The organism is Pseudotabrizicola sp. (assembly GCF_030656345.1).
GTDB lineage: Bacteria > Pseudomonadota > Alphaproteobacteria > Rhodobacterales > Rhodobacteraceae > Pseudotabrizicola.
This window is the reverse complement of record NZ_JAUSNR010000010.1, coordinates 333,798-351,411: the sequence shown is the minus strand read 5'-3', so window position 1 is coordinate 351,411 and position 17,614 is coordinate 333,798. Positions and strand designations below refer to the sequence as shown.

Here is a 17,614-nt window from a genome sequence, read left to right as displayed (position 1 = left end):
AGTCAGTTTAAGCATTGCTTAATCTTTGGCAGCCCTCAAAGCCAGTGACAAATCCATGACGTGGCGGCGGTTTGCCTATATGCCCAGCCGGTCGCGCAGCGAATACCATGTCATCGCGGCGACCAGCAGGGGCCAGCGCAGGGCTGCCCCCCCCGGAAAGCGGCGTTGTGGCAGGCGCGCCATCAGGTCAAAGCCGCCAGCCTGTCCCTGCACGGCCTGTGCCATCATCTTGCCCGCCAGCGTCGCCATCGCCACGCCGTGCCCGGAATAGCCCGACGCCGACAGCACATTCGGCGCGACCTTTGCAAAGCAGGGCATCCGGTTCATGGTGATGGCCAGCGTGCCACCCCAGGCATAATCGACCCGCACATCGCGCAGCTGTGGATAGACCTCAAGCATCGGTTTCATCACCGTGCGCGCGACATCTGGAAAGCGGTAGCCATAGCTTTCGCCCCCGCCGAACAGCAGCCGGTTATCTTCCGACAGCCGCCAGTAGTTGACGACGAATTTGGTATCGGCCACGGCAATCGGGCGCGACAGAATACCGGCGGCGCGGTCGCCCAAAGGCTCGGTCGCCAGAATGAAATTGTTGATCGGCATGACGCGGGCCGCCACCTTGCGGTCCAGCCCGCCCAGATAGCCGTTGCCCGCGAGGATCACATGGTCGCAAGTGACCTGCCCGCTGGCGGTTTGCACCACCGGCTTGTCGCCGTGGGTGAGGTGATGCACTTCTGCACGCTCAAACAGCCGCGCGCCCGCATCGGCTGCGGCTTTTGCCAGCCCAAGCGCGAAGTTCAGCGGGTGCAGATGGCCCGCGCCCCTATCCAGATCGCCGCCGTGATAGGCGTCTGATCCGATGATGGCGCGCATTTCTTCGCGGTCCAGCGGCTCGATCTGGGTGTAACCATAATCGCGCGCCAGTTTCTCGGCATAGGCATGGGCGTGGTGCACTTCGGCGGCAGAGCGGCAGGCGTGGGCGATGCCGGGGTGGAAGGTGACCGGCATCGCGTGGCGGTCGATCAGCCCACGCACCAGCGTCTTGGCGTCTTCGCCCATGTCCCACAGCCGGTGCGCATCTTCACGACCCACGGCTGCCTCAAGCCAGTCCTGATCCTGCCGCTGGCCGGAGCCGACCTGCCCGCCGTTGCGGCCTGAGGCGCCAAAACCCATCCGGTGCGCCTCCAGCAGCACCACGTCCAGCCCCGCCTGCGCCAGATGCAGCGCCGCCGACAACCCGGTATAGCCGCCACCGATGATGCAGACATCGGCGCGGGTCTGGCCCTGCAGCGTGGGGAAGGGGTCCAGCGGCGTGGCGGTCGCCGCGTAATAAGACGGCGGATACTCCCCAGCCCGGTCGTTGGCGTGCAAAAGGTTCATACGTTCAGCAGCAGGTGTTCACGCTCCCACGGGCTGATCACCTGCAGGAACTCTTTGTATTCGTTGCGCTTGACGGAATCGTAGACCTTGCAGAACCCGTCGCCAAGCACCGCTTTCAGCGCTGCATCCTCATCCAGCAGATCCAGCGCATCGCCCATGTTGACCGGAATCTCGTCACTGTCGATGTAGGCTGATCCGATGAACTCCGGCCGGGGATTGCGTTTTTCCATCAGGCCAAGGTAGCCGCAGGCGAGGGTGGCTGCGATGCCAAGGTATGGGTTGCAATCCATCCCCGGCAGCCGGTTTTCGACCCGGCGCCCGCCGGGGGTCGAGATCGGCACCCGCAAGCCGGTGGTGCGGTTGTCGCGGCCCCATTCCAGATTGATCGGGGCGGCAAAGTCGGGGACATAGCGGCGATAGCTGTTCACATAAGGCGCCAGCAGCGCGATGCCCGCACCCAGATGGTTCTGCAAGCCGCCGATGAAGTGCAGAAATGCCTCTGTCTCCACCCCCTTGGGGCCGGAAAAGATGTTCTTGCCGGATTTGCTGTCCACCACCGAGGTGTGGATGTGCATCGCCGACCCCGGTTCGCCTGCAATCGGCTTCGCCATGAAGGTGGCAAAGCAATCATGGCGCAGGGCGGCTTCGCGGATCAGGCGTTTGAAGAAGAACACATCATCGGCCAGCCGCACCGGATCGCCATGGGCGAGGTTCAGCTCGATCTGACCCGCGCCGCCTTCCTGCAAAATCCCGTCAATCTCCAGCCCCTGGGCTTCGGCGAAATCATAGATGTCGTCGATCACCTTGCCATATTCATCGACCGCCGACATCGAATATGCCTGCTTGCCCGCCGCGCGCCTGCCAGAGCGGCCCATGGGCGGCAACACCGGCATGTTGGGGTCAATGTTGCGGGCGGTCAGGAAGAATTCCATTTCCGGCGCGACCACGGCCTGCCAGCCCTGTTCGGCATAGAGATCGACAATCCGGCGCAGCACATTGCGCGGCGCATAGGGGATCAGCACGCCGTTCTGATCCTTGGCGTCGTGGATCACCTGCAAGGTCACATCTGCCGTCCACGGCGCGGCAGTGGCGGTGGTGAAGTCCGGCTCAAGGATCATGTCGGGTTCGGTGAAGGCGTCGAACGGGTTGTCCGCCCATTCGCCGGTGATCGTCTGCAAAAAGATCGAATTCGGCAGGAAATAGCTTTTCTGAGTGGCGAATTTGGCGGCGGGCATGGCTTTGCCCCGTGCGACCCCGGCGATATCGCCGATGATGCATTCCACCTCATCCACGCGGCGGTCGCCGATAAAGTCACGCGCGGCTTCGGGCAGTTTTTCGGTCCATTTGGACATGGGGTTGGTCCGTGTGTTTGCCCCCGGACGTCAGGTCCGGGGCGCTTTGAAAAAGGCCGCGATCCTGGCGGCGACAGAGGTATCGTCCAAGGGTGTACCCAGTTTTGTCGCGGCTGTCTGCAACAGCGGGTCGGGCACCACGCCGATGGCACGGGTTTTCATCAGCCCGTCGACAAAATCGGCCTGAAACTCGGGATGCGCCTGAATGGTCAGCGCCCGGTCGTCATACAAAAGCGCGGCGTTTTCGCAGAATCCGTTGCTGGCAATCACCGTGGCACCTTCGGGGCGTTTGACCACCTGATCCTGATGCCAGGCGTTCAGGGTCAGGGTCTGACCGTCAAAATCATACTCGGTGGGGCCGACCGACCAGCCACCGGCATATTTCTCAACGCGGCCCCCCATCGCCTGCGCGATGATCTGATGGCCAAAGCAGATGCCCACCACCGGCACGCGGGCGGCAAAGGCTTGCCTGATGAAATCTTCCAGCGGGGGTATCCACGGATGATCCTCATAGGCCCCGTGTTTGGACCCGGTGATCAGCCAGCCGTCGCAGTCGTGCACGCCACCCGGAAACACCCCGTTGACCACCGGAAAGGTGCGGAAGGCAAAGCCGTGCCCGTCCAGCAGGCGGGCGAACATGTCAGGGTAATCGCCCATGGCGGGGGCCAGAGCATCGGGGGCGAGCCCGGTTTGCAGAATGCCGATCAGCATGACCTGTCCGAAGTTAAGGGTGTGAAAGCTTTGTGCCGCGCCCCCCTGTCAGGTCAAGGGGGCGCGGAAGGTCTGGCGTCAGACCGTATCGAGATAAAGCTCGATCCGCTCTTCCGGGGTCAGTTCCGCGATGTAGTGCATTTCCTGCCGCTTGGTCAGCACGAAATTGCGGATCAGCTCTTTGGGCAGGAACCGCGACAGCATATCGCTGTTCTCAAACGCATCAATCGCCGCTTCCCATGTGGCGGGAATCTGCGGCAGTTCCATCGCATAGGCGTTGCCGCTGACAGGCGATGGCGGCTCCATCTCGTCCTCCATCCCCATCAGCGCGGCACCAAGGATGGTGGCCAGCATCAGATACGGGTTCACATCGCCGCCCGCGACGCGGTGTTCGATCCGCCGCGCTGCCGGGTTGCCTGCCGGAATACGCACAGCTGCGGTGCGGTTTTCATAGCCCCAGCAGATCGCGGTGGGGGCGTGCTTGTCGGGCACCAGACGTTCATAGCTGTTTTCATGCGGCGCAAAGACCAGCGTGGAATCGGACATCGCGGCCAGACAGCCGGCAACCGCCTGCTTCAGCGCCGCCGTGCCCTTGGGCCCGCCAGAGTCAAAGATATTGTCGCCATTGGCATCCAGCACGGAAAAATGCGTGTGCAGGCCCGATCCGGAATACTCGGCATAGGGTTTGGCCATGAAGCTGGCGGCAAAGCCATGGCGGCGCGCCAGACCCTTTACCAGCAGCTTGAACAACCACGCATCATCGGCGGCGCGCAGGGCGTCGTCGCAATGCATCAGGTTCACTTCGAACTGGCCGAGGCCGGTTTCGGATGTGCTGGTATCGGCGGGAATGTCCATCGCCTCACACGCGTCGTACAGGTCGGTGAAGAACGTATCAAACGCGTCTAGCGCCCGGATCGACATGGTTTCCGCCGCCTTGCGGCGCTTGCCCGACCGGGGCGAGGACGGCACTTGCAGCGTCTTGCCGGAATCGTCGATCAGGAAAAACTCCAGCTCCATCGCCACCACGGGGGTCAGCCCGCGCTTCTTGTATTGCTTGACCACCGCATTCAGCGCGTGGCGGGGGTCGCCGTCATAGGGGGTGCCGTTTTCGCGGAACATCCAGATTGGCAGCAGCGCGGTTGGTGCCTCCAGCCATGGCATCGGCATGAAGCCGCGTTCGGTGGGTTTGAGCACGCCATCCTGATCGCCCTGTTCAAAGACCATCGGGCTGTCGTCAATATCTTCGCCCCAGATATCCAGCGACAGGATCGAGAACGGGAAACGGGTGCCTTCCTTGACCGCCTTGTCGGCATAGCGGGAGGGGATCCGTTTGCCACGGGCCTGACCGTTCAGGTCGGCGGCGGCGACGCGGATCGTGCGCACTTGCGGGTGTTTACGCAGGTAGTCCTTCATCATGATTGTTGGTCGGGGCCTAGCACCGGGCGCGGCCCTTGTTCCATCCTTGGTTTGTGATCTTTCCTCCCGTGCAGGGCACGGGTCCGGACGGGTGCCCGAATAATTTGATCAAATAGACGCTACTATCTGATCACCTGAGGACGCAAGCGAATTTTACCCCCCATATTAGATGGCAAATGCCGGTTAAGCCGGGTGTTGATGGCGCTGAACAGCCAGATCAACAGCAATGTCAGCAGGATGAAGTAACCGGCCACGATCGGATATGACACAAAGGGGTTAAAGGTTTTGTCTGCAAAATAGCTGGCGTAATACAGCGCATCCCCCCGTTGCTGAAACGCCGGAAAGCCTGAGAAAAACACCAGCGTGGTGGAATGGAACAGAAAGATCGCCTCATTGGTATAGGCGGGCCATGCCAGCCGCAGCATGGTCGGCCATTGAATGCGGCGGAATTTGGCAAAACCTGACAGGCCATAGGCGTCGGCCGCCTCCAGATCGCCCTTGGGGATCGACCGCAGCGCGCCGTGGAAAATCTCGGCCGAATAGGCGGCGGTGTTGAGGAACAGCACAAACAGCGCCCCGGCCCAGGCTTTCGTCGTCCATGCGGTCTGCACCGTGATGCCGAACACGTCGATCCCGGCGCGGGGCAGCATCTGCAGCGCCTCATAGGCCAGAAAGAACTGGATGAACAAAGGCGATCCGCGGAACAGAAAGATGAACCATTCCGCAGGCTTGCGCACCAAGGGGCTGTGCGATGCCTTGGCGAATGCGATGGCATTGGCCAGAAGGAACCCGAACGCCAGCGCCACCACGCCGAAATACACATTCCAGATCATCCCCGACCCGATCAGCGTGAACTGCTGGCACAGGGTGAAATCGGTGCGCGGCAGCAGGCGTTCACCGTAGCCGAGCGAGCGGAAGGCATAGGCCCCGATTGTTTCCCAACAGGTCATATGCCGGCCTTCCGCATCGCTTCGCCCGCTGCGGTGGCCTGCCCCTTGGACAGACGGGCCGACACCCGGTTCAGCACGATTTCAGACACACGGGTGAAGGCGAGGTAGAACACCAGAAGCGCAAGGAAGTAGTACAGCCGCCAGTCGGGGTGCGGATAGTCAAAGGCCTGCGTTTTGGCGCTGCCCAACTCGCGCGCCCAATAGACGATATCCTGCACGCCCAGCAGGAACAGCAAGGGCGTCGCCTTGATCAGGATCAGCCACAGGTTCGACAGCCCGGGCAGGGCATAGACCCACATCTGCGGCACCAGAACCCGGCGGAACACCTGCGCGGGCGACAGGCCATAGGCCTCGGCGGTCTCCAGCTGCGCGCGCGGCACCGCCTGCATGGCCCCATAAAGCACGTTGGCGGCAAAGGCCCCGAACACCAGCGCGAATGTCAGCACCGCCAGCATGAAGCCGTAAAACTGATGCACCACCTGCGGCGCGGAATTCAGCGGCACCTTCGCCTGCGGGCAGACCCGGAATTCCAGCCCGTTGCGCACAGGGTCGGTCCAGTCCGGGCAGCGGACAATATGCATCAGGTATTCGATGCCCTGATCCAGCGCGATGACGAAGAACAGGAAAAACACGATATCGGGCACACCGCGCACCATGCCGGTATAGCCCTTGCCGATCAGGCGCAGCACAAAGAACTGGCTGCGCGCCGCCATCGCCCCGACAAAGCCGAACAGCATGGCAATGGGTGCGGTGACCGCCAGCAACAACAGCACGGTGCCAAAGGCCCAATACATGTTCATGTGCTTGCCTGAGGTCAGGTAGCACGACAGCCATGTCAGGCCTTCCAGCGATTTGGGATCAGCGCAGATTTCAAACATGGGGATTTGCCCCCGCACCGCAAAAGCGCGGGGGCATTGTCATCAGAATACGTCCGCGTCGTCGCCGAACCACTTGGTGATCAGGGTGTTCAGCGTGCCGTCTTCCTTCATCGAGGTGATGGCGGCATCAAACTTGCCGCGCAGCTCGGTGTCCGACTGGCGCAGGCCCATGCCGACACCGCCACCCAGCACCACGTCTTCGCCGACAAACACCAGCGCGTCGCCTGATTCGGCCACGATGGGTGCCAGATAGTCCTTGTCGGCAAACACCGCATCTGCCTCGCCGTTGCGCACGGCAGCGACCGTTTCATCCGGGGTCGCGAATTCCAGCAAGGTGGCGCTGGTGGATGCCAGATAGCCGGACTGGATGGTGTTGACCTGCGCCGCAATCACGCCGCCTTCAATATCAACATCTGCCGTCAGCCCGACATAGGCCGACGGGGCCGGTGGGGTGTAGTTCTGGGTGAACGAGATCACCTTGGACCGTTCCTCGTTGATGTTCATCCCGGCGATGATGGTGTCATAGTTGCCGGACTGCAGGTTCGGGATGATCGAATCCCAGTCGGTCGTGACCCATTCACAGGTCAGCTCGGCGCGGGCGCACAGCTCGTCGCCCAGCTCGCGTTCAAACCCGTCAACCTGGCCGTTGTCATTGATGAAGTTGAAGGGCGGATAGGCCCCTTCGGTCCCCATGCGGACGGTTTGTTGTGCAAGGGCACCTCCCGCCGTCAGCGCGACAAGCGCGGTTGCGATCAGCAGCTTTTTCATATGTGTCTCCCCATTGGTAAGCTGTTGTTATGGTTCAAGTGTAACCTCAGGCTGTGGCAGAAAGAAAGCCACGCAAGCGGGTGGTTTGCGGGTTTGTGAACAGTGCCGAGGGTGGCCCCTGTTCGGCAATCAGCCCCTGATGCAGGAAAATGACGTGGTCTGAACAATCGGCGGCAAGCTTCATGTCATGCGTCACCAGAATCATCGTGCGCCCTTCTTCGGCCAGCGCCTTGATCACGCGGACCACCTCTTGCTCCAGCTCCGGGTCCAGCGCAGAGGTCGGCTCGTCAAACAGCAGCGCGCGCGGTTCCATGCACAGCGCCCGCGCGATGGCGGCGCGCTGTTGCTGGCCACCCGACAGCATCGCAGGCCAGGCATCGGCCTTGTCGGCGATGCCGACCTTGGCCAGATATTCGCGCGCCTTGGCTTCCACCTCGGCCGGATTGCGTTTCAGAACGGTGATGGGGGCCTCCATCACGTTTTGCAGAATGGTCATGTGGGACCACAGGTTGAACTGCTGGAACACCATCGACAGGTTGGTGCGGATGCGGGTGACCTGCGCCCGGTCTGCCGGGTGGCGGTTCAGCCCTTGACCCTTCCAGCGTACGGATTCGCCTTCAAACCGGATCTCGCCTTGCTGGCTGTCCTCCAGCAGGTTGCAGCAGCGCAGCAGGGTGGATTTGCCCGAACCCGATGATCCGATCAGGCTGATCACATGGCCGCGGGGGGCTGTCAGATCGACGCCCTTGAGCACCTCCAGCGAGCCATAGGCTTTGTGCAGGCCATGGATATCAATCACCGGAGTGTCTTGCATGGCCGGACTGGGGGGCAGGGGGGCAGCGGTCACTGGGCCTCGCTTGGAATTAAGGTTGATCAAATAGGGCGCAAGTTCCGCGCCATTGCAACGCCCTTTCTGACAAACCCTGCGGCATTTGCCGCTGCTTTGGTCAGACAGTGCCGCCAAATTGGGCAGGCGGGGGCGGGACGGGCAGGGCAAGGTAGGCGTTTGCGGGAATACGGACCAGCCCATGCAAGCACAGCGTGTGTCGCTGATCGTCATCAAGCGCCGCAATCGCCTCTGCCACACAGTCGAACAACGCAGCGGCCTGTGCCACTTGCGCGGTGATCAGGGGCAGGCCCGGCGTCGGCGCGGTCTGGCCAAAGACGCGCAGGCTGCGGGTGACATCGGTGTGCCGGGTCAAAAGCGCCCATGTCACGGCATCCACAGCGGCAAAGTCGGCCCGTCCCTCGGCCACCGCCAAAGCGCTGGCCCGATGCCCTCCGGTCTGGAGAGTGGGTGCCACGCTGAGGCCCAGATCGTGAAAGTGCTGATACACCGCCGCCCAGCCCGATTGCGACAAAGGCTCGTTGATCGCCAGCCGCGCGGGTGCGAAATCCGGCTCAGAGGCGCGCGGGTTATCTTCGCGGGCAATCAGGACAGAGCGGTAAAACCCGGGCGGGCAACCTTCCACCCCATAGTCAGGCGTGCCGATCAGCGTGACATGGGGGTGCAGCTTTGCCCGGAACGGCAGGCCACAGGTCTGGGACAGCAGCAGATCAGGCGACTGCCACGCCGGCCAATAGGCCCCATCGCCGCGCGTCAGTGCATCCGGCACCGCGATCCCGCGCGCCCGTGCGCCGTCGCGGATCAGGGACCACAGCGCATCATTTGCTGCCATCATCGGTGGCAGGTCATACATGCCGAGTGAGGCGATCACGCCTTGGCCGCCCGCTGCCGCGCCAGGGCCGAGTCAACATCCGTCAGACCCAGCAGATTGGTCACCAGCCGCAACAGCCGGTCTTCCTCGGCATCGCGCGCGCCATCGGACAGCGCAACCGACCACAGCGCCTGCAACAGACCTGCGCGGTCTTCCTGTGCGGTGGCGGCCTTGATGGCGCGGGTAAAGCGCACGGTGTCGGGGGCTTCGGCCTCCAGCACCTCGGCCCGCGCGCGCAGGTCGGCGGCGGCAAAGGGCGACAGACCATGCAGACAGGCAAGCACCCGGTCGATCTGCGCGATCTCGTCATCGGCATAAATGCCGTCAGACCGCGCAACGCGCACCATCAGCGCCGCAAGGGCAAGCTGCGCATCCGGCTCTGGCAGGCGCGCGGGGACGGGGGCCAGAAGGCCGGAGAGGAGACGTTCGAACATTGTAGTGACATAGAACCTGAGGGAGGCCCCGACAAGACGCTCAGCTTGTGCAATAGGATTGTGACTTGGTCCAACCGGCGATGTCTGACCGTTTCGCAGCCGACCGGAACGGCCCCCAGTCACGCCCGATACCCTTGTTGCCGCCGCCCGCGACCACCCCGTCACGTCCGACCTGTTTCGACATGATCCGGATCGCGCAGGCCAGATTGGCCTCGCCGTTCTTCAGGTCCGACGGGTTGGTGGCGGCACACCCATAAGCGCGCGCAGTCTGCGGCGAGATCTGCATCAAGCCGATATAGCGCCCGCCCCCGCCCGAGGCTTTGGGGTTCCACGTGCTTTCATGCTTGGCGGTCGCGGACAGAAGGCCCGCCCAGAACGCCCGGCGTTCGGTCATCGTCGCGTCATCATAGCCGGGGCACCAGCCTTCGATATCGGCAGGCACCTTGGCCGCAAGAACCGCATCATTGGCGGCAATCATGTTCATCGAGGTCTGGGTCCATGTCGCCGCCTCGGGCCGGTGGTCCCAGCGCATTGCCGGCTGGTCGCCTGTATCCTTTCCGGTGGCCCCGGCCACACAGCCGGCAAGAGCAAGGGCCGAAACGACAACAAGCGAGATTGGGAAACGCATCAATAGGACCATGGGCAGCACCGCACCTTTGTGCACGGCCCTGTGGCGTTAAGCCGTCTGACCGGGGGGCGGCAACCCCGGCCCCGGCTGATCGGCGTCAATCCGCCCGCACCACCCCTTGCTCCACGGCGCTTCGCCGCCTAAACACGGGGCAAACGCCCCATGGAGGGGGCTGTGAAGGAGTTCGCCATGCTGGACCTGACCTATACCGCGCCGACGCCCAAGGTGATTGCCGGGGCAAAGCACGATTGGGAACTTGTCATCGGAATGGAAATCCATGCGCAGGTTGCGTCCAACGCCAAGCTGTTTTCCGGGGCCTCCACCACATTCGGGGCAGAGCCGAACTCCAACGTCGCCTTCGTCGATGCCGCCATGCCGGGCATGCTGCCGGTGATCAACGATTTCTGTGTTGAACAGGCGGTGCGCACCGGGCTGGGGCTGAAGGCGCAGATCAACCTGTTCTCGGCCTTTGACCGCAAGAATTATTTCTACCCCGACCTGCCGCAGGGCTATCAGATCAGCCAGCTCTATCACCCCATCGTCGGTGAAGGCGAAGTGCTGGTGGAACTGTCGCCCGGTGTGGCCCGTCTGGTGCGGATTGAACGCATCCACCTTGAACAGGACGCGGGCAAGTCGATTCATGACATGGACCCGGCGATGTCTTTTGTTGACCTGAACCGCACCGGCGTCGCGCTGATGGAAATCGTCAGCCGCCCCGATATACGCGGGCCAGAGGAAGCGGCGGCCTATGTCGCCAAGCTGCGCCAGATCCTGCGCTACTTGGGCACCTGCGACGGCAACATGCAGAACGGCAACCTGCGGGCAGACGTGAACGTAAGCGTGTGCCGCCCCGGCCAGTATGAAAAGTATCAGGCCACGCAGGATTTCTCGCATCTGGGCACCCGCTGCGAGATCAAGAACATGAACTCGATGCGGTTCATCCAACTGGCCATTGATGTCGAGGCGCGGCGGCAGATTGCGATTCTGGAAGACGGCGGCAAGGTCGATCAGGAAACCCGGCTGTATGACCCTGACCGCAACGAAACCCGCTCGATGCGGTCCAAGGAAGAGGCGTTCGACTACCGCTACTTCCCCGACCCCGACCTTTTGCCGCTGGAGATTGAACAGGCCTGGGTCGATGACATTGCGGCATCGATGCCTGAGTTGCCCGACGCCAAGAAAGCCCGCTTCATGGGTGATTTTGGCCTGACCGATTACGACGCCAATGTGCTGACCGCCGATCTGGATTCCGCCGGGTTCTTCGAGACGGTCGCGCAGGGGCGCGACGGCAAGACCGCTGCCAACTGGGTCATCAACGAGCTGTTTGGCCGTCTGAACAAGGTTGGCCTTGCGATTGCCGACAGCCCGGTTTCTGCCGCGCAGCTTGGTGGCATGCTGGACCTGCTGGCCAAGGGCGAGATCACCGGCAAAATGGCCAAGGACCTGTTTGAAATCCTGTGGACCGAAGGCGGCGACCCTGCCGAGCAGGCCGCAAAACACGGCATGAAGGCCGTGACCGATACCGGAGAGATCGAACGCGCGCTTGACGCCCTTATCGCCGCCAACCCGGAACAGGTGGAAAAGGCCAAACTCAATGCAAAGCTGGCAGGCTGGTTCACCGGACAGGTGCTCAAAGCCACCGGCGGCAAGGCCAACCCTGCTGTCGTGAATGCCATGGTGGCGCAGAAACTGGGGCTGTGACATTGCCGGGCCGCATTCGCGCGGCCCTTGGCCGTGACGATGCCTCGCTTCTGGCGCGGGCGCGGGGCGATGTGCGGATGGGGCTGGCGCTGAACCCGCCGGCCTGTCTTGCGCCGCTGAACCGCGCGATTGCCGCGCTGGAACGCCTGCCGAACACGCCAGAGGTGGCGCTGCTTCTGGGCCGGGCCTTGCGCGCCAAGGCACAGGTTCTGACCGGCAAACCCGCGCGCGACCTGCGGGCGCGGTCTGTCGCCAAGCTGCGGACGATGATCGAGGCCCCGCAAACCACCGCGACCGAACGGGCAACCCTTTGGGCGGCCCTCGCACAAGCCTGGCTGCCGCTGCCCGAGGATGCCGGGGACGCTGACCTCAGCTACCGCCAGCTGCTCCGCGCGCAAGAGGCGCAGACCGAAGCGCTGGTCCTGCCCTCTGCCGCCGCGCATCTGGGAATGGCCGAAATTGTGCTGGCCCTGTGCCGATCCCCCTTGTGCCCTGACGCGCGCAGACTTGCGATGACCCTGCGGCAACACCTGCAGGCCGCCCGCAGCCTTGCCCCCGATGCCGAGGAAACAGGCACCGCTGACGCGCTGGACGCCGCTGTGCAGAAGCTGCTTTCCGACACACCCGGTGGCGCACCCACCATTTAGTGTGCTTTGACTGGCAGACCCAACCAGATATGGTGTATGTGGCGTGACTGCCGGTGATGCCGAAAAAGTGCGCCCAAAGCTTGGCCCTTGCCGCTAAAACCGGCTATTCTGCCCATTGGAAATTCTGCGGGAGCCATCATGCAGCGCTTTGAATACAAGGTCATACCGGCACCTAAACGGGGCGAGAAGCTCCGTGGTGTCAAAACGACCGAAGGCCGGTTTGCCCTGACCCTGACCGAGTTGATGAACGCTCTGGGGGCCGAGGGGTGGGATTATGTGCGCGCCGATACCTTGCCCTGCGACGAACGCGCGGGCCTGACCGGAACCAGAACCACCTATCAGAACATGCTGGTGTTCCGCCGCACCCTTGCCAGTGCAACGGTGGCAGAGGCACCGGCCGCCCTCAGCCCCCTGCGCGCGCTGCCCGAGGCAGAGCCGCCCGCGCTGAAACTTGGCTCCGCGCAGGTGCCGCCCGGGCCTGCCCCGGCAATCGGTTCGGCAAAGCCGGAAATCGCGGCGGAATGATCAGCCTGCCGCAGCGATGGCCTGCGGCAGCACCTCTTCCAGCACATCCAGCGCCGCATCGTCGCCAAGGCTGATGCGGATGCAGCGGTCCAGCGGGGCCACCCCCGGCATCCGGATGAACACCCCCCGCGCCACCGTCTCGCGCAGGATGGCGCGGGCGTGGTCACCGTCGCGTCCGCAATCTACCGTCACGAAATTGGTGGCCGAGGGCAGGGCGCGCAGCCCGTTGGCCGCCGCAATGGCGGTCACGCGGGCGCGGGCGGCGATGACGCGAAGGCGCACTTGGTCCAGCCAGTCCTGATCAGCCAGCGCTGCCAATGCTCCGATCTGCGCCACCCGGCCCATGCCGAAATGATCCCGCACCTTGTCAAACGCCCGCGCCAGACCGGGCTCGGTGATGGCATAGCCGACCCGTGCGCCCGCCATGCCATAGCCTTTGGAAAACGTGCGCAGGCGGATGACTTGCGGATGATCCGCCGGAATATGCGGCAGGCTGCCTTCGGGGGCCAGATCGGCGTAGGCCTCGTCCAGCACCAGCAGGCAGTGGTCGGGCAGGTCGGCCACCATCGCCTCGATCACCGCGCCTGCGTGGTGGCTGCCCATCGGGTTGTCGGGGTTGGCCAGATAGATCAGCCGCGCCCCTGTCTGGCGGGCGGTGTCAAGCAGGGCCTGCGGGTCTTCATGATCGCCCCGATAGGGCACGCGGTGCAGCGCCCCGCCGAAACCTGCCACGTGGAAACTGAACGTCGGATAGGCCCCAAGCGAGGTCACCACAGGCACCCCCGGCTCCAGCGTCAACCGGCAGAGCAGACCCAGCAACCCGTCGATCCCGCCGCCCACCACGATATGGGCTGGGGTCACGCCGTGGTGGTGGGCCAGCGCCTGTTTCAGGTCATGGCTTTCGGGGTCGGCATACATCCAGACCCCCTCCACCGCCGCCGTCATCGCGGCGATGGCGCGGGGAGAGGGGCCGAACAGGCTTTCATTGGCCCCCAGCCGGGCGCGGAAGGGCTGGCCTTGCTGCCGCTCCATCGTCTCGGGCCCGGTGAAGGGGACGGTGGCGGGCAGGCTGGTGGCGAGGGGGGTGAGAAAGCGGGTCATCATCGCGGCAGAGTGGCTGGAAATGCGGCGCGGGGCAAGGGGGCTTCCCCCTGTGTTGTAGGGGAATGTTCATAATGATATCAATGAGTTAGGTTTATATCTTGAGGTGGTCTTAACACATTTGGTCTGTCAGCGCCTCATGGTCAGTGTTGTAAAGGGGGGCTGTCTGCCCCCCTTCGTCGCTTCGCTCCTCATCCCCCCGAGGATATTTGTGAACAGATGAAAGCCGATGATTTCATCTGTTCTTAAATATCCCCGCCGGAGGCATCCCCCGCCCGTCCGGGGCGTTCCGGTCAGCCGATTTCGGCCAGACGGGCCATGGCGGCGGACAGTTTGGCGGCCTCATCCTCGCGGGCGTCCAGATTGGTGCGGCATTCCTCGACCACCTCTTCCGGTGCGGAGGCGGCAAAGGCGGGGTTGTTCAGGCGGCCCTTGAGCCCGCCGATTTCCTTGGCCAGCTTGTCGAGGGTCTTTTGCAGCCGCGCCTTTTCCTCGGCAATGTCGATCACGCCTTCCAGCGGGATGGCGAAGGTGGCGCCTTCGGCCGCCACGGTGATCGCGCCTTTGGGGGCGGTGCCGGTGCGGGTCAGGGTCTCGATCCGGGCGAGGCGGCGGATCAGCGGTTCGTTATTGGCCCATGCGGTTTGTGCCGCATCGGTCATCGCGGTGGCGACCAGATCGAGTTTCAGGCCTGCGGGCACATGCACCTGCGTCCGGGCCGAGCGGATGTCGTCGATCAGCGTCGTCACCCATGTCATTTCCGCCATCGACGGCGCGTCGATCAGATTGCTGGGCAATTCGGGCCAGTCGGTGTGGACCAGCAGTTTTGCCCGCGTGCCGGTGGTGGACCACAGCTCTTCGGTGATGAAGGGCATCATCGGGTGCAGCAGGATCATGCAGTGATCCAGCACCCAAGCCATGGTTTGCCGCGTTTCATCCGCCTGTTCGCCATCAAACAGCGGTTTGGCGAATTCCACGTACCAGTCGCAGACCTTGCCCCAGACGAATTTATACAGCGTATCAGCGGCCTGATCGAAACGGTAGTTTTCCAAGGCTTCGCTGACTTCGGCGGCGGCCTTGGCGGTCTCGCCGATGATCCATTTGTTCACGGTGGCGCTGGCCTGCGGGGGCTGGGCCTGCGTGGCATGCCCCTCCCACACGCCGTTCATTTCGGCAAAGCGGCAGGCGTTCCACAGCTTAGTGCCGAAGTTGCGGTAGCCCGCGATGCGCGCTGTGTCCAGTTTCAGCACCCCGCCAAGGCTCGCCATGGCGGCATTGGCAAAGCGCAGCGCGTCGGCGCCGTATTCGTCGATGATCTCCAGCGGGTCGATGACATTGCCGAGCGATTTCGACATCTTCTTGCCCTTGGCGTCGCGGACGAGGCCGTGCAGGTAGACGGTTTTGAACGGCACCTGATCCACCACGGCAAGCTGCATCATCATCATCCGGGCGACCCAGAAGAAGATGATATCCTGCCCGGTGATCAGGGTGGAGGTGGGGAAATACCGTTGCAGTTCCGGGGTTTGCTCCGGCCAGCCAAGGGTGCCGATGGGCCAGAGGCCGGAGGAGAACCATGTGTCGAGCACGTCTGGGTCTCGCCAGACCGGATAGACCAGATGGGTAGGGTCCTGATTTACGGTGTAGTCAGCAAGCGCGGCGGCAAAGATATCCACCGCCGCCTGACGGTCGGAAACCTCGACTACGCGGGCGGTGTTGAGCGGGTGCGGCAAGGCGGCCAGATCGTCGCGGAAGCGTTCTGCGGCCAGTTCCAGCGCCGCTGCGCAGTGGAAGCGCGACTCACGGTCAATGTAGCCGCCATCGCCTAGGATGGTCAGGAGTTCAACCTGATCCAATGCGTTGTCCCCTTCGTCATCGACAAAATCGGCGGCCTCGATGGACAGGCCATACCACACCGGAATCTGGTGCCCCCACCAGAGCTGGCGGCTGATGCACCATGGCTCGATGTTTTCCAGCCAGTGGTAATAGGTTTTCTCGCCCGATTCCGGGATGATGCGGGTCGCGCCTGAACGCACCGCCTCCAGCGCGGGTTCGACAATCTTGGCGGTATCGACGAACCATTGGTCGGTCAGCATCGGCTCGATCACCACTTTCGAGCGGTCGCCGAAGGGTTGCATGATCTTTTTTGCCTCGACCACCGGCTCGCGGCGCAGGTGCTCGCTGCCGGTTTCGGGGTCGGTTTCCTTGATCAGCGTGGTCACCGACAGGCCGATGGCATTGATATCGGCGACCACGGCTTTGCGGGCGTCAAACCGATCCATCCCGCGGTACTTTTCGGGGACGAGGTTGAGGCTGTCGACCTCCGCTTCCGTCGTCTGCGAGCCCGCCGCGATCTCGCGGGCGCGGGCGACGGCTTCCGTATAGGGCGCGCCATCGGCGCGCATCGCGCCACGGGTGTCCATCAGGCGGTAGCAGGGCAGGTTTGCGCGTTTGGCCACCGCATAATCGTTGAAGTCATGCGCGCCGGTGATTTTCACCGCGCCCGAGCCAAAGGTCGGATCGGGGTATTCGTCGGTGATGATCGGGATCAGGCGGTCGCAGAGCGGCAGGTGGACCATCTTGCCGACGATGGGCGCATAGCGTTCGTCCGATGGGTGCACCGCCACCGCGCCATCGCCAAGCATGGTTTCGGGCCGGGTGGTGGCGATGGAGATATAGTCGCGCGTCTCGCGCAGGGTCACCGCGCCGCTTTCGTCTTTCTCGACATACTCGTAGGTTTCGCCCCCGGCGAGGCGGTATTTGAAGTGCCACATATGGCCCGCGACTTCGATGTTTTCGACTTCGAGGTCCGAGATGGCAGTTTCAAAATGCGGGTCCCAGTTTACCAGCCGTTTGCCGCGATAGATCAGGCCCTTGTGGTACATATCCACAAAGACCTTGATCACGGCGTCGTGGAAGTTGGGGCCTTTGCCGAGGTCGGGATCGCCCATTGCACCGCCCATGGTGAAGGCTTCGCGGTCCCAGTCGCAGCTTGCGCCAAGGCGTTGAAGCTGACCAATGATCGTGCCGCGTGAGGATTGCTTTTGCTGCCAGACACGTTCGATGAATTGCTCACGCCCCATGTCGCGGCGCGAGGGCTCGCCGTTCTTGGCCATCTCGCGTTCGGTCACCATTTGCGTCGCGATGCCGGCGTGGTCGGTGCCGGGTTGCCACAGCGTGTCGTCGCCCTTCATCCGGTGCCAGCGGGTCAGGATATCCTGCAGCGTGTTGTTGAAGGCATGGCCCATGTGCAGGCTGCCGGTGACGTTGGGCGGCGGGATCATGACGGAAAAGGCGGGGTGGCCGGGTTTGGCATTGGCCCCGGCGCGGAACGCTTTTTCCGAAAGCCAGAGGGCGGAGATCCGGGCCTCGGCCTCGGCGGCGTTGAAGGTCTTTTCCATCGGCATGGGT

The 17,614-nt window shown here is 63.3% G+C and carries 16 protein-coding genes; 3 read left to right on the top strand and 13 right to left on the bottom strand.

Annotated features, from left to right (window positions below):
- Positions 1-75: 75 nt before the first annotated feature.
- From Q7J44_RS05415 to Q7J44_RS05365, 11 genes are all read right to left on the bottom strand, one after another.
- Positions 76-1,377, bottom strand: a complete 1,302-nt coding sequence (locus Q7J44_RS05415; RefSeq protein ID WP_304877768.1) for an FAD-binding oxidoreductase — start codon at positions 1,375-1,377, stop codon at positions 76-78.
- Positions 1,374-2,729, bottom strand: a complete 1,356-nt coding sequence (locus Q7J44_RS05410; protein ID WP_304877766.1) for a glutamine synthetase family protein — start codon at positions 2,727-2,729, stop codon at positions 1,374-1,376. The genes Q7J44_RS05415 and Q7J44_RS05410 overlap by 4 nt, the downstream gene beginning before the upstream one ends.
- A gap of 30 nt (positions 2,730-2,759) precedes the next feature.
- Positions 2,760-3,440 carry a type 1 glutamine amidotransferase gene (locus tag Q7J44_RS05405; RefSeq protein ID WP_304877764.1) on the bottom strand — a complete coding sequence of 227 codons (681 nt, stop codon included), beginning with the start codon at positions 3,438-3,440 and terminating at the stop codon, positions 2,760-2,762.
- Positions 3,441-3,518: 78 nt separating this feature from the next.
- Positions 3,519-4,853 carry a glutamine synthetase family protein gene (locus tag Q7J44_RS05400; RefSeq protein ID WP_304877763.1) on the bottom strand — a complete coding sequence of 445 codons (1,335 nt, stop codon included), beginning with the start codon at positions 4,851-4,853 and terminating at the stop codon, positions 3,519-3,521.
- A 125-nt stretch (positions 4,854-4,978) separates the two neighbouring features.
- Positions 4,979-5,806 carry an ABC transporter permease gene (locus Q7J44_RS05395; RefSeq protein WP_304877761.1) on the bottom strand — a complete coding sequence of 276 codons (828 nt, stop codon included), beginning with the start codon at positions 5,804-5,806 and terminating at the stop codon, positions 4,979-4,981.
- Positions 5,803-6,684 (bottom strand): ABC transporter permease, encoded by an 882-nt coding sequence (locus Q7J44_RS05390; protein WP_304877759.1) that lies wholly within the window; start codon positions 6,682-6,684, stop codon positions 5,803-5,805. Before Q7J44_RS05390 ends, Q7J44_RS05395 begins: the two co-directional genes overlap by 4 nt.
- 42 nt (positions 6,685-6,726) lie before the next feature.
- Positions 6,727-7,452 carry a transporter substrate-binding domain-containing protein gene (locus Q7J44_RS05385; protein ID WP_304877757.1) on the bottom strand — a complete coding sequence of 242 codons (726 nt, stop codon included), beginning with the start codon at positions 7,450-7,452 and terminating at the stop codon, positions 6,727-6,729.
- A 46-nt stretch (positions 7,453-7,498) separates the two neighbouring features.
- Positions 7,499-8,266, bottom strand: a complete 768-nt coding sequence (locus Q7J44_RS05380; protein WP_304878047.1) for an ABC transporter ATP-binding protein — start codon at positions 8,264-8,266, stop codon at positions 7,499-7,501.
- Between the two features lie 133 nt (positions 8,267-8,399).
- Positions 8,400-9,170, bottom strand: a complete 771-nt coding sequence (locus tag Q7J44_RS05375; RefSeq protein ID WP_304877755.1) for a phosphate/phosphite/phosphonate ABC transporter substrate-binding protein — start codon at positions 9,168-9,170, stop codon at positions 8,400-8,402.
- On the bottom strand, positions 9,167-9,604 hold the full coding sequence (locus Q7J44_RS05370) for a TerB family tellurite resistance protein (RefSeq protein ID WP_304877753.1): 438 nt from the start codon (positions 9,602-9,604) through the stop codon (positions 9,167-9,169). The genes Q7J44_RS05375 and Q7J44_RS05370 overlap by 4 nt, the downstream gene beginning before the upstream one ends.
- Positions 9,605-9,644: 40 nt before the next feature.
- Positions 9,645-10,232, bottom strand: a complete 588-nt coding sequence (locus Q7J44_RS05365; protein WP_304877751.1) for a transglycosylase SLT domain-containing protein — start codon at positions 10,230-10,232, stop codon at positions 9,645-9,647.
- Positions 10,233-10,421: 189 nt separating this feature from the next.
- Here Q7J44_RS05365 and gatB point away from each other — a divergent pair, with 189 nt between their 5' ends.
- From gatB to Q7J44_RS05350, 3 genes are all read left to right on the top strand, one after another.
- On the top strand, positions 10,422-11,933 hold the full coding sequence (gene gatB / locus Q7J44_RS05360; protein ID WP_304878045.1) for an Asp-tRNA(Asn)/Glu-tRNA(Gln) amidotransferase subunit GatB: 1,512 nt from the start codon (positions 10,422-10,424) through the stop codon (positions 11,931-11,933).
- On the top strand, positions 11,930-12,580 hold the full coding sequence (locus Q7J44_RS05355; protein ID WP_304877749.1) for a hypothetical protein: 651 nt from the start codon (positions 11,930-11,932) through the stop codon (positions 12,578-12,580). The genes gatB and Q7J44_RS05355 overlap by 4 nt, the downstream gene beginning before the upstream one ends.
- A 138-nt stretch (positions 12,581-12,718) precedes the next feature.
- Positions 12,719-13,105: a DUF4177 domain-containing protein gene (locus tag Q7J44_RS05350; protein WP_304877747.1), complete on the top strand. Its 387-nt coding sequence runs from the start codon at positions 12,719-12,721 to the stop codon at positions 13,103-13,105.
- Here the strand turns inward: Q7J44_RS05350 and Q7J44_RS05345 are convergent, their stop codons facing one another.
- Both Q7J44_RS05345 and Q7J44_RS05340 read right to left on the bottom strand, forming a co-directional pair.
- Positions 13,106-14,206, bottom strand: a complete 1,101-nt coding sequence (locus tag Q7J44_RS05345) for a pyridoxal phosphate-dependent aminotransferase (RefSeq protein WP_304877745.1) — start codon at positions 14,204-14,206, stop codon at positions 13,106-13,108. It lies immediately after the preceding gene.
- Between the two features lie 293 nt (positions 14,207-14,499).
- Complete coding sequence (locus Q7J44_RS05340; protein ID WP_304877743.1) at positions 14,500-17,610, bottom strand: valine--tRNA ligase; 3,111 nt, start codon at positions 17,608-17,610, stop codon at positions 14,500-14,502.
- Positions 17,611-17,614: the final 4 nt, after the last annotated feature.

Coding starts and splice junctions, on each gene's coding strand:
- Q7J44_RS05405 (WP_304877764.1), bottom strand. CDS start 3,440: ATGCTGATCGGCATTCTGCAAACCGGGCTCGCCCCCGATGCTCTGGCC.
- Q7J44_RS05415 (WP_304877768.1), bottom strand. CDS start 1,377: ATGAACCTTTTGCACGCCAACGACCGGGCTGGGGAGTATCCGCCGTCT.
- Q7J44_RS05400 (WP_304877763.1), bottom strand. CDS start 4,853: ATGAAGGACTACCTGCGTAAACACCCGCAAGTGCGCACGATCCGCGTC.
- Q7J44_RS05340 (WP_304877743.1), bottom strand. CDS start 17,610: ATGCCGATGGAAAAGACCTTCAACGCCGCCGAGGCCGAGGCCCGGATC.
- Q7J44_RS05385 (WP_304877757.1), bottom strand. CDS start 7,452: ATGAAAAAGCTGCTGATCGCAACCGCGCTTGTCGCGCTGACGGCGGGA.
- Q7J44_RS05380 (WP_304878047.1), bottom strand. CDS start 8,266: ATGCAAGACACTCCGGTGATTGATATCCATGGCCTGCACAAAGCCTAT.
- Q7J44_RS05410 (WP_304877766.1), bottom strand. CDS start 2,729: ATGTCCAAATGGACCGAAAAACTGCCCGAAGCCGCGCGTGACTTTATC.
- Q7J44_RS05350 (WP_304877747.1), top strand. CDS start 12,719: ATGCAGCGCTTTGAATACAAGGTCATACCGGCACCTAAACGGGGCGAG.
- Q7J44_RS05370 (WP_304877753.1), bottom strand. CDS start 9,604: ATGTTCGAACGTCTCCTCTCCGGCCTTCTGGCCCCCGTCCCCGCGCGC.
- Q7J44_RS05365 (WP_304877751.1), bottom strand. CDS start 10,232: ATGCGTTTCCCAATCTCGCTTGTTGTCGTTTCGGCCCTTGCTCTTGCC.
- Q7J44_RS05395 (WP_304877761.1), bottom strand. CDS start 5,806: ATGACCTGTTGGGAAACAATCGGGGCCTATGCCTTCCGCTCGCTCGGC.
- Q7J44_RS05390 (WP_304877759.1), bottom strand. CDS start 6,684: ATGTTTGAAATCTGCGCTGATCCCAAATCGCTGGAAGGCCTGACATGG.
- Q7J44_RS05345 (WP_304877745.1), bottom strand. CDS start 14,206: ATGACCCGCTTTCTCACCCCCCTCGCCACCAGCCTGCCCGCCACCGTC.
- gatB (WP_304878045.1), top strand. CDS start 10,422: ATGCTGGACCTGACCTATACCGCGCCGACGCCCAAGGTGATTGCCGGG.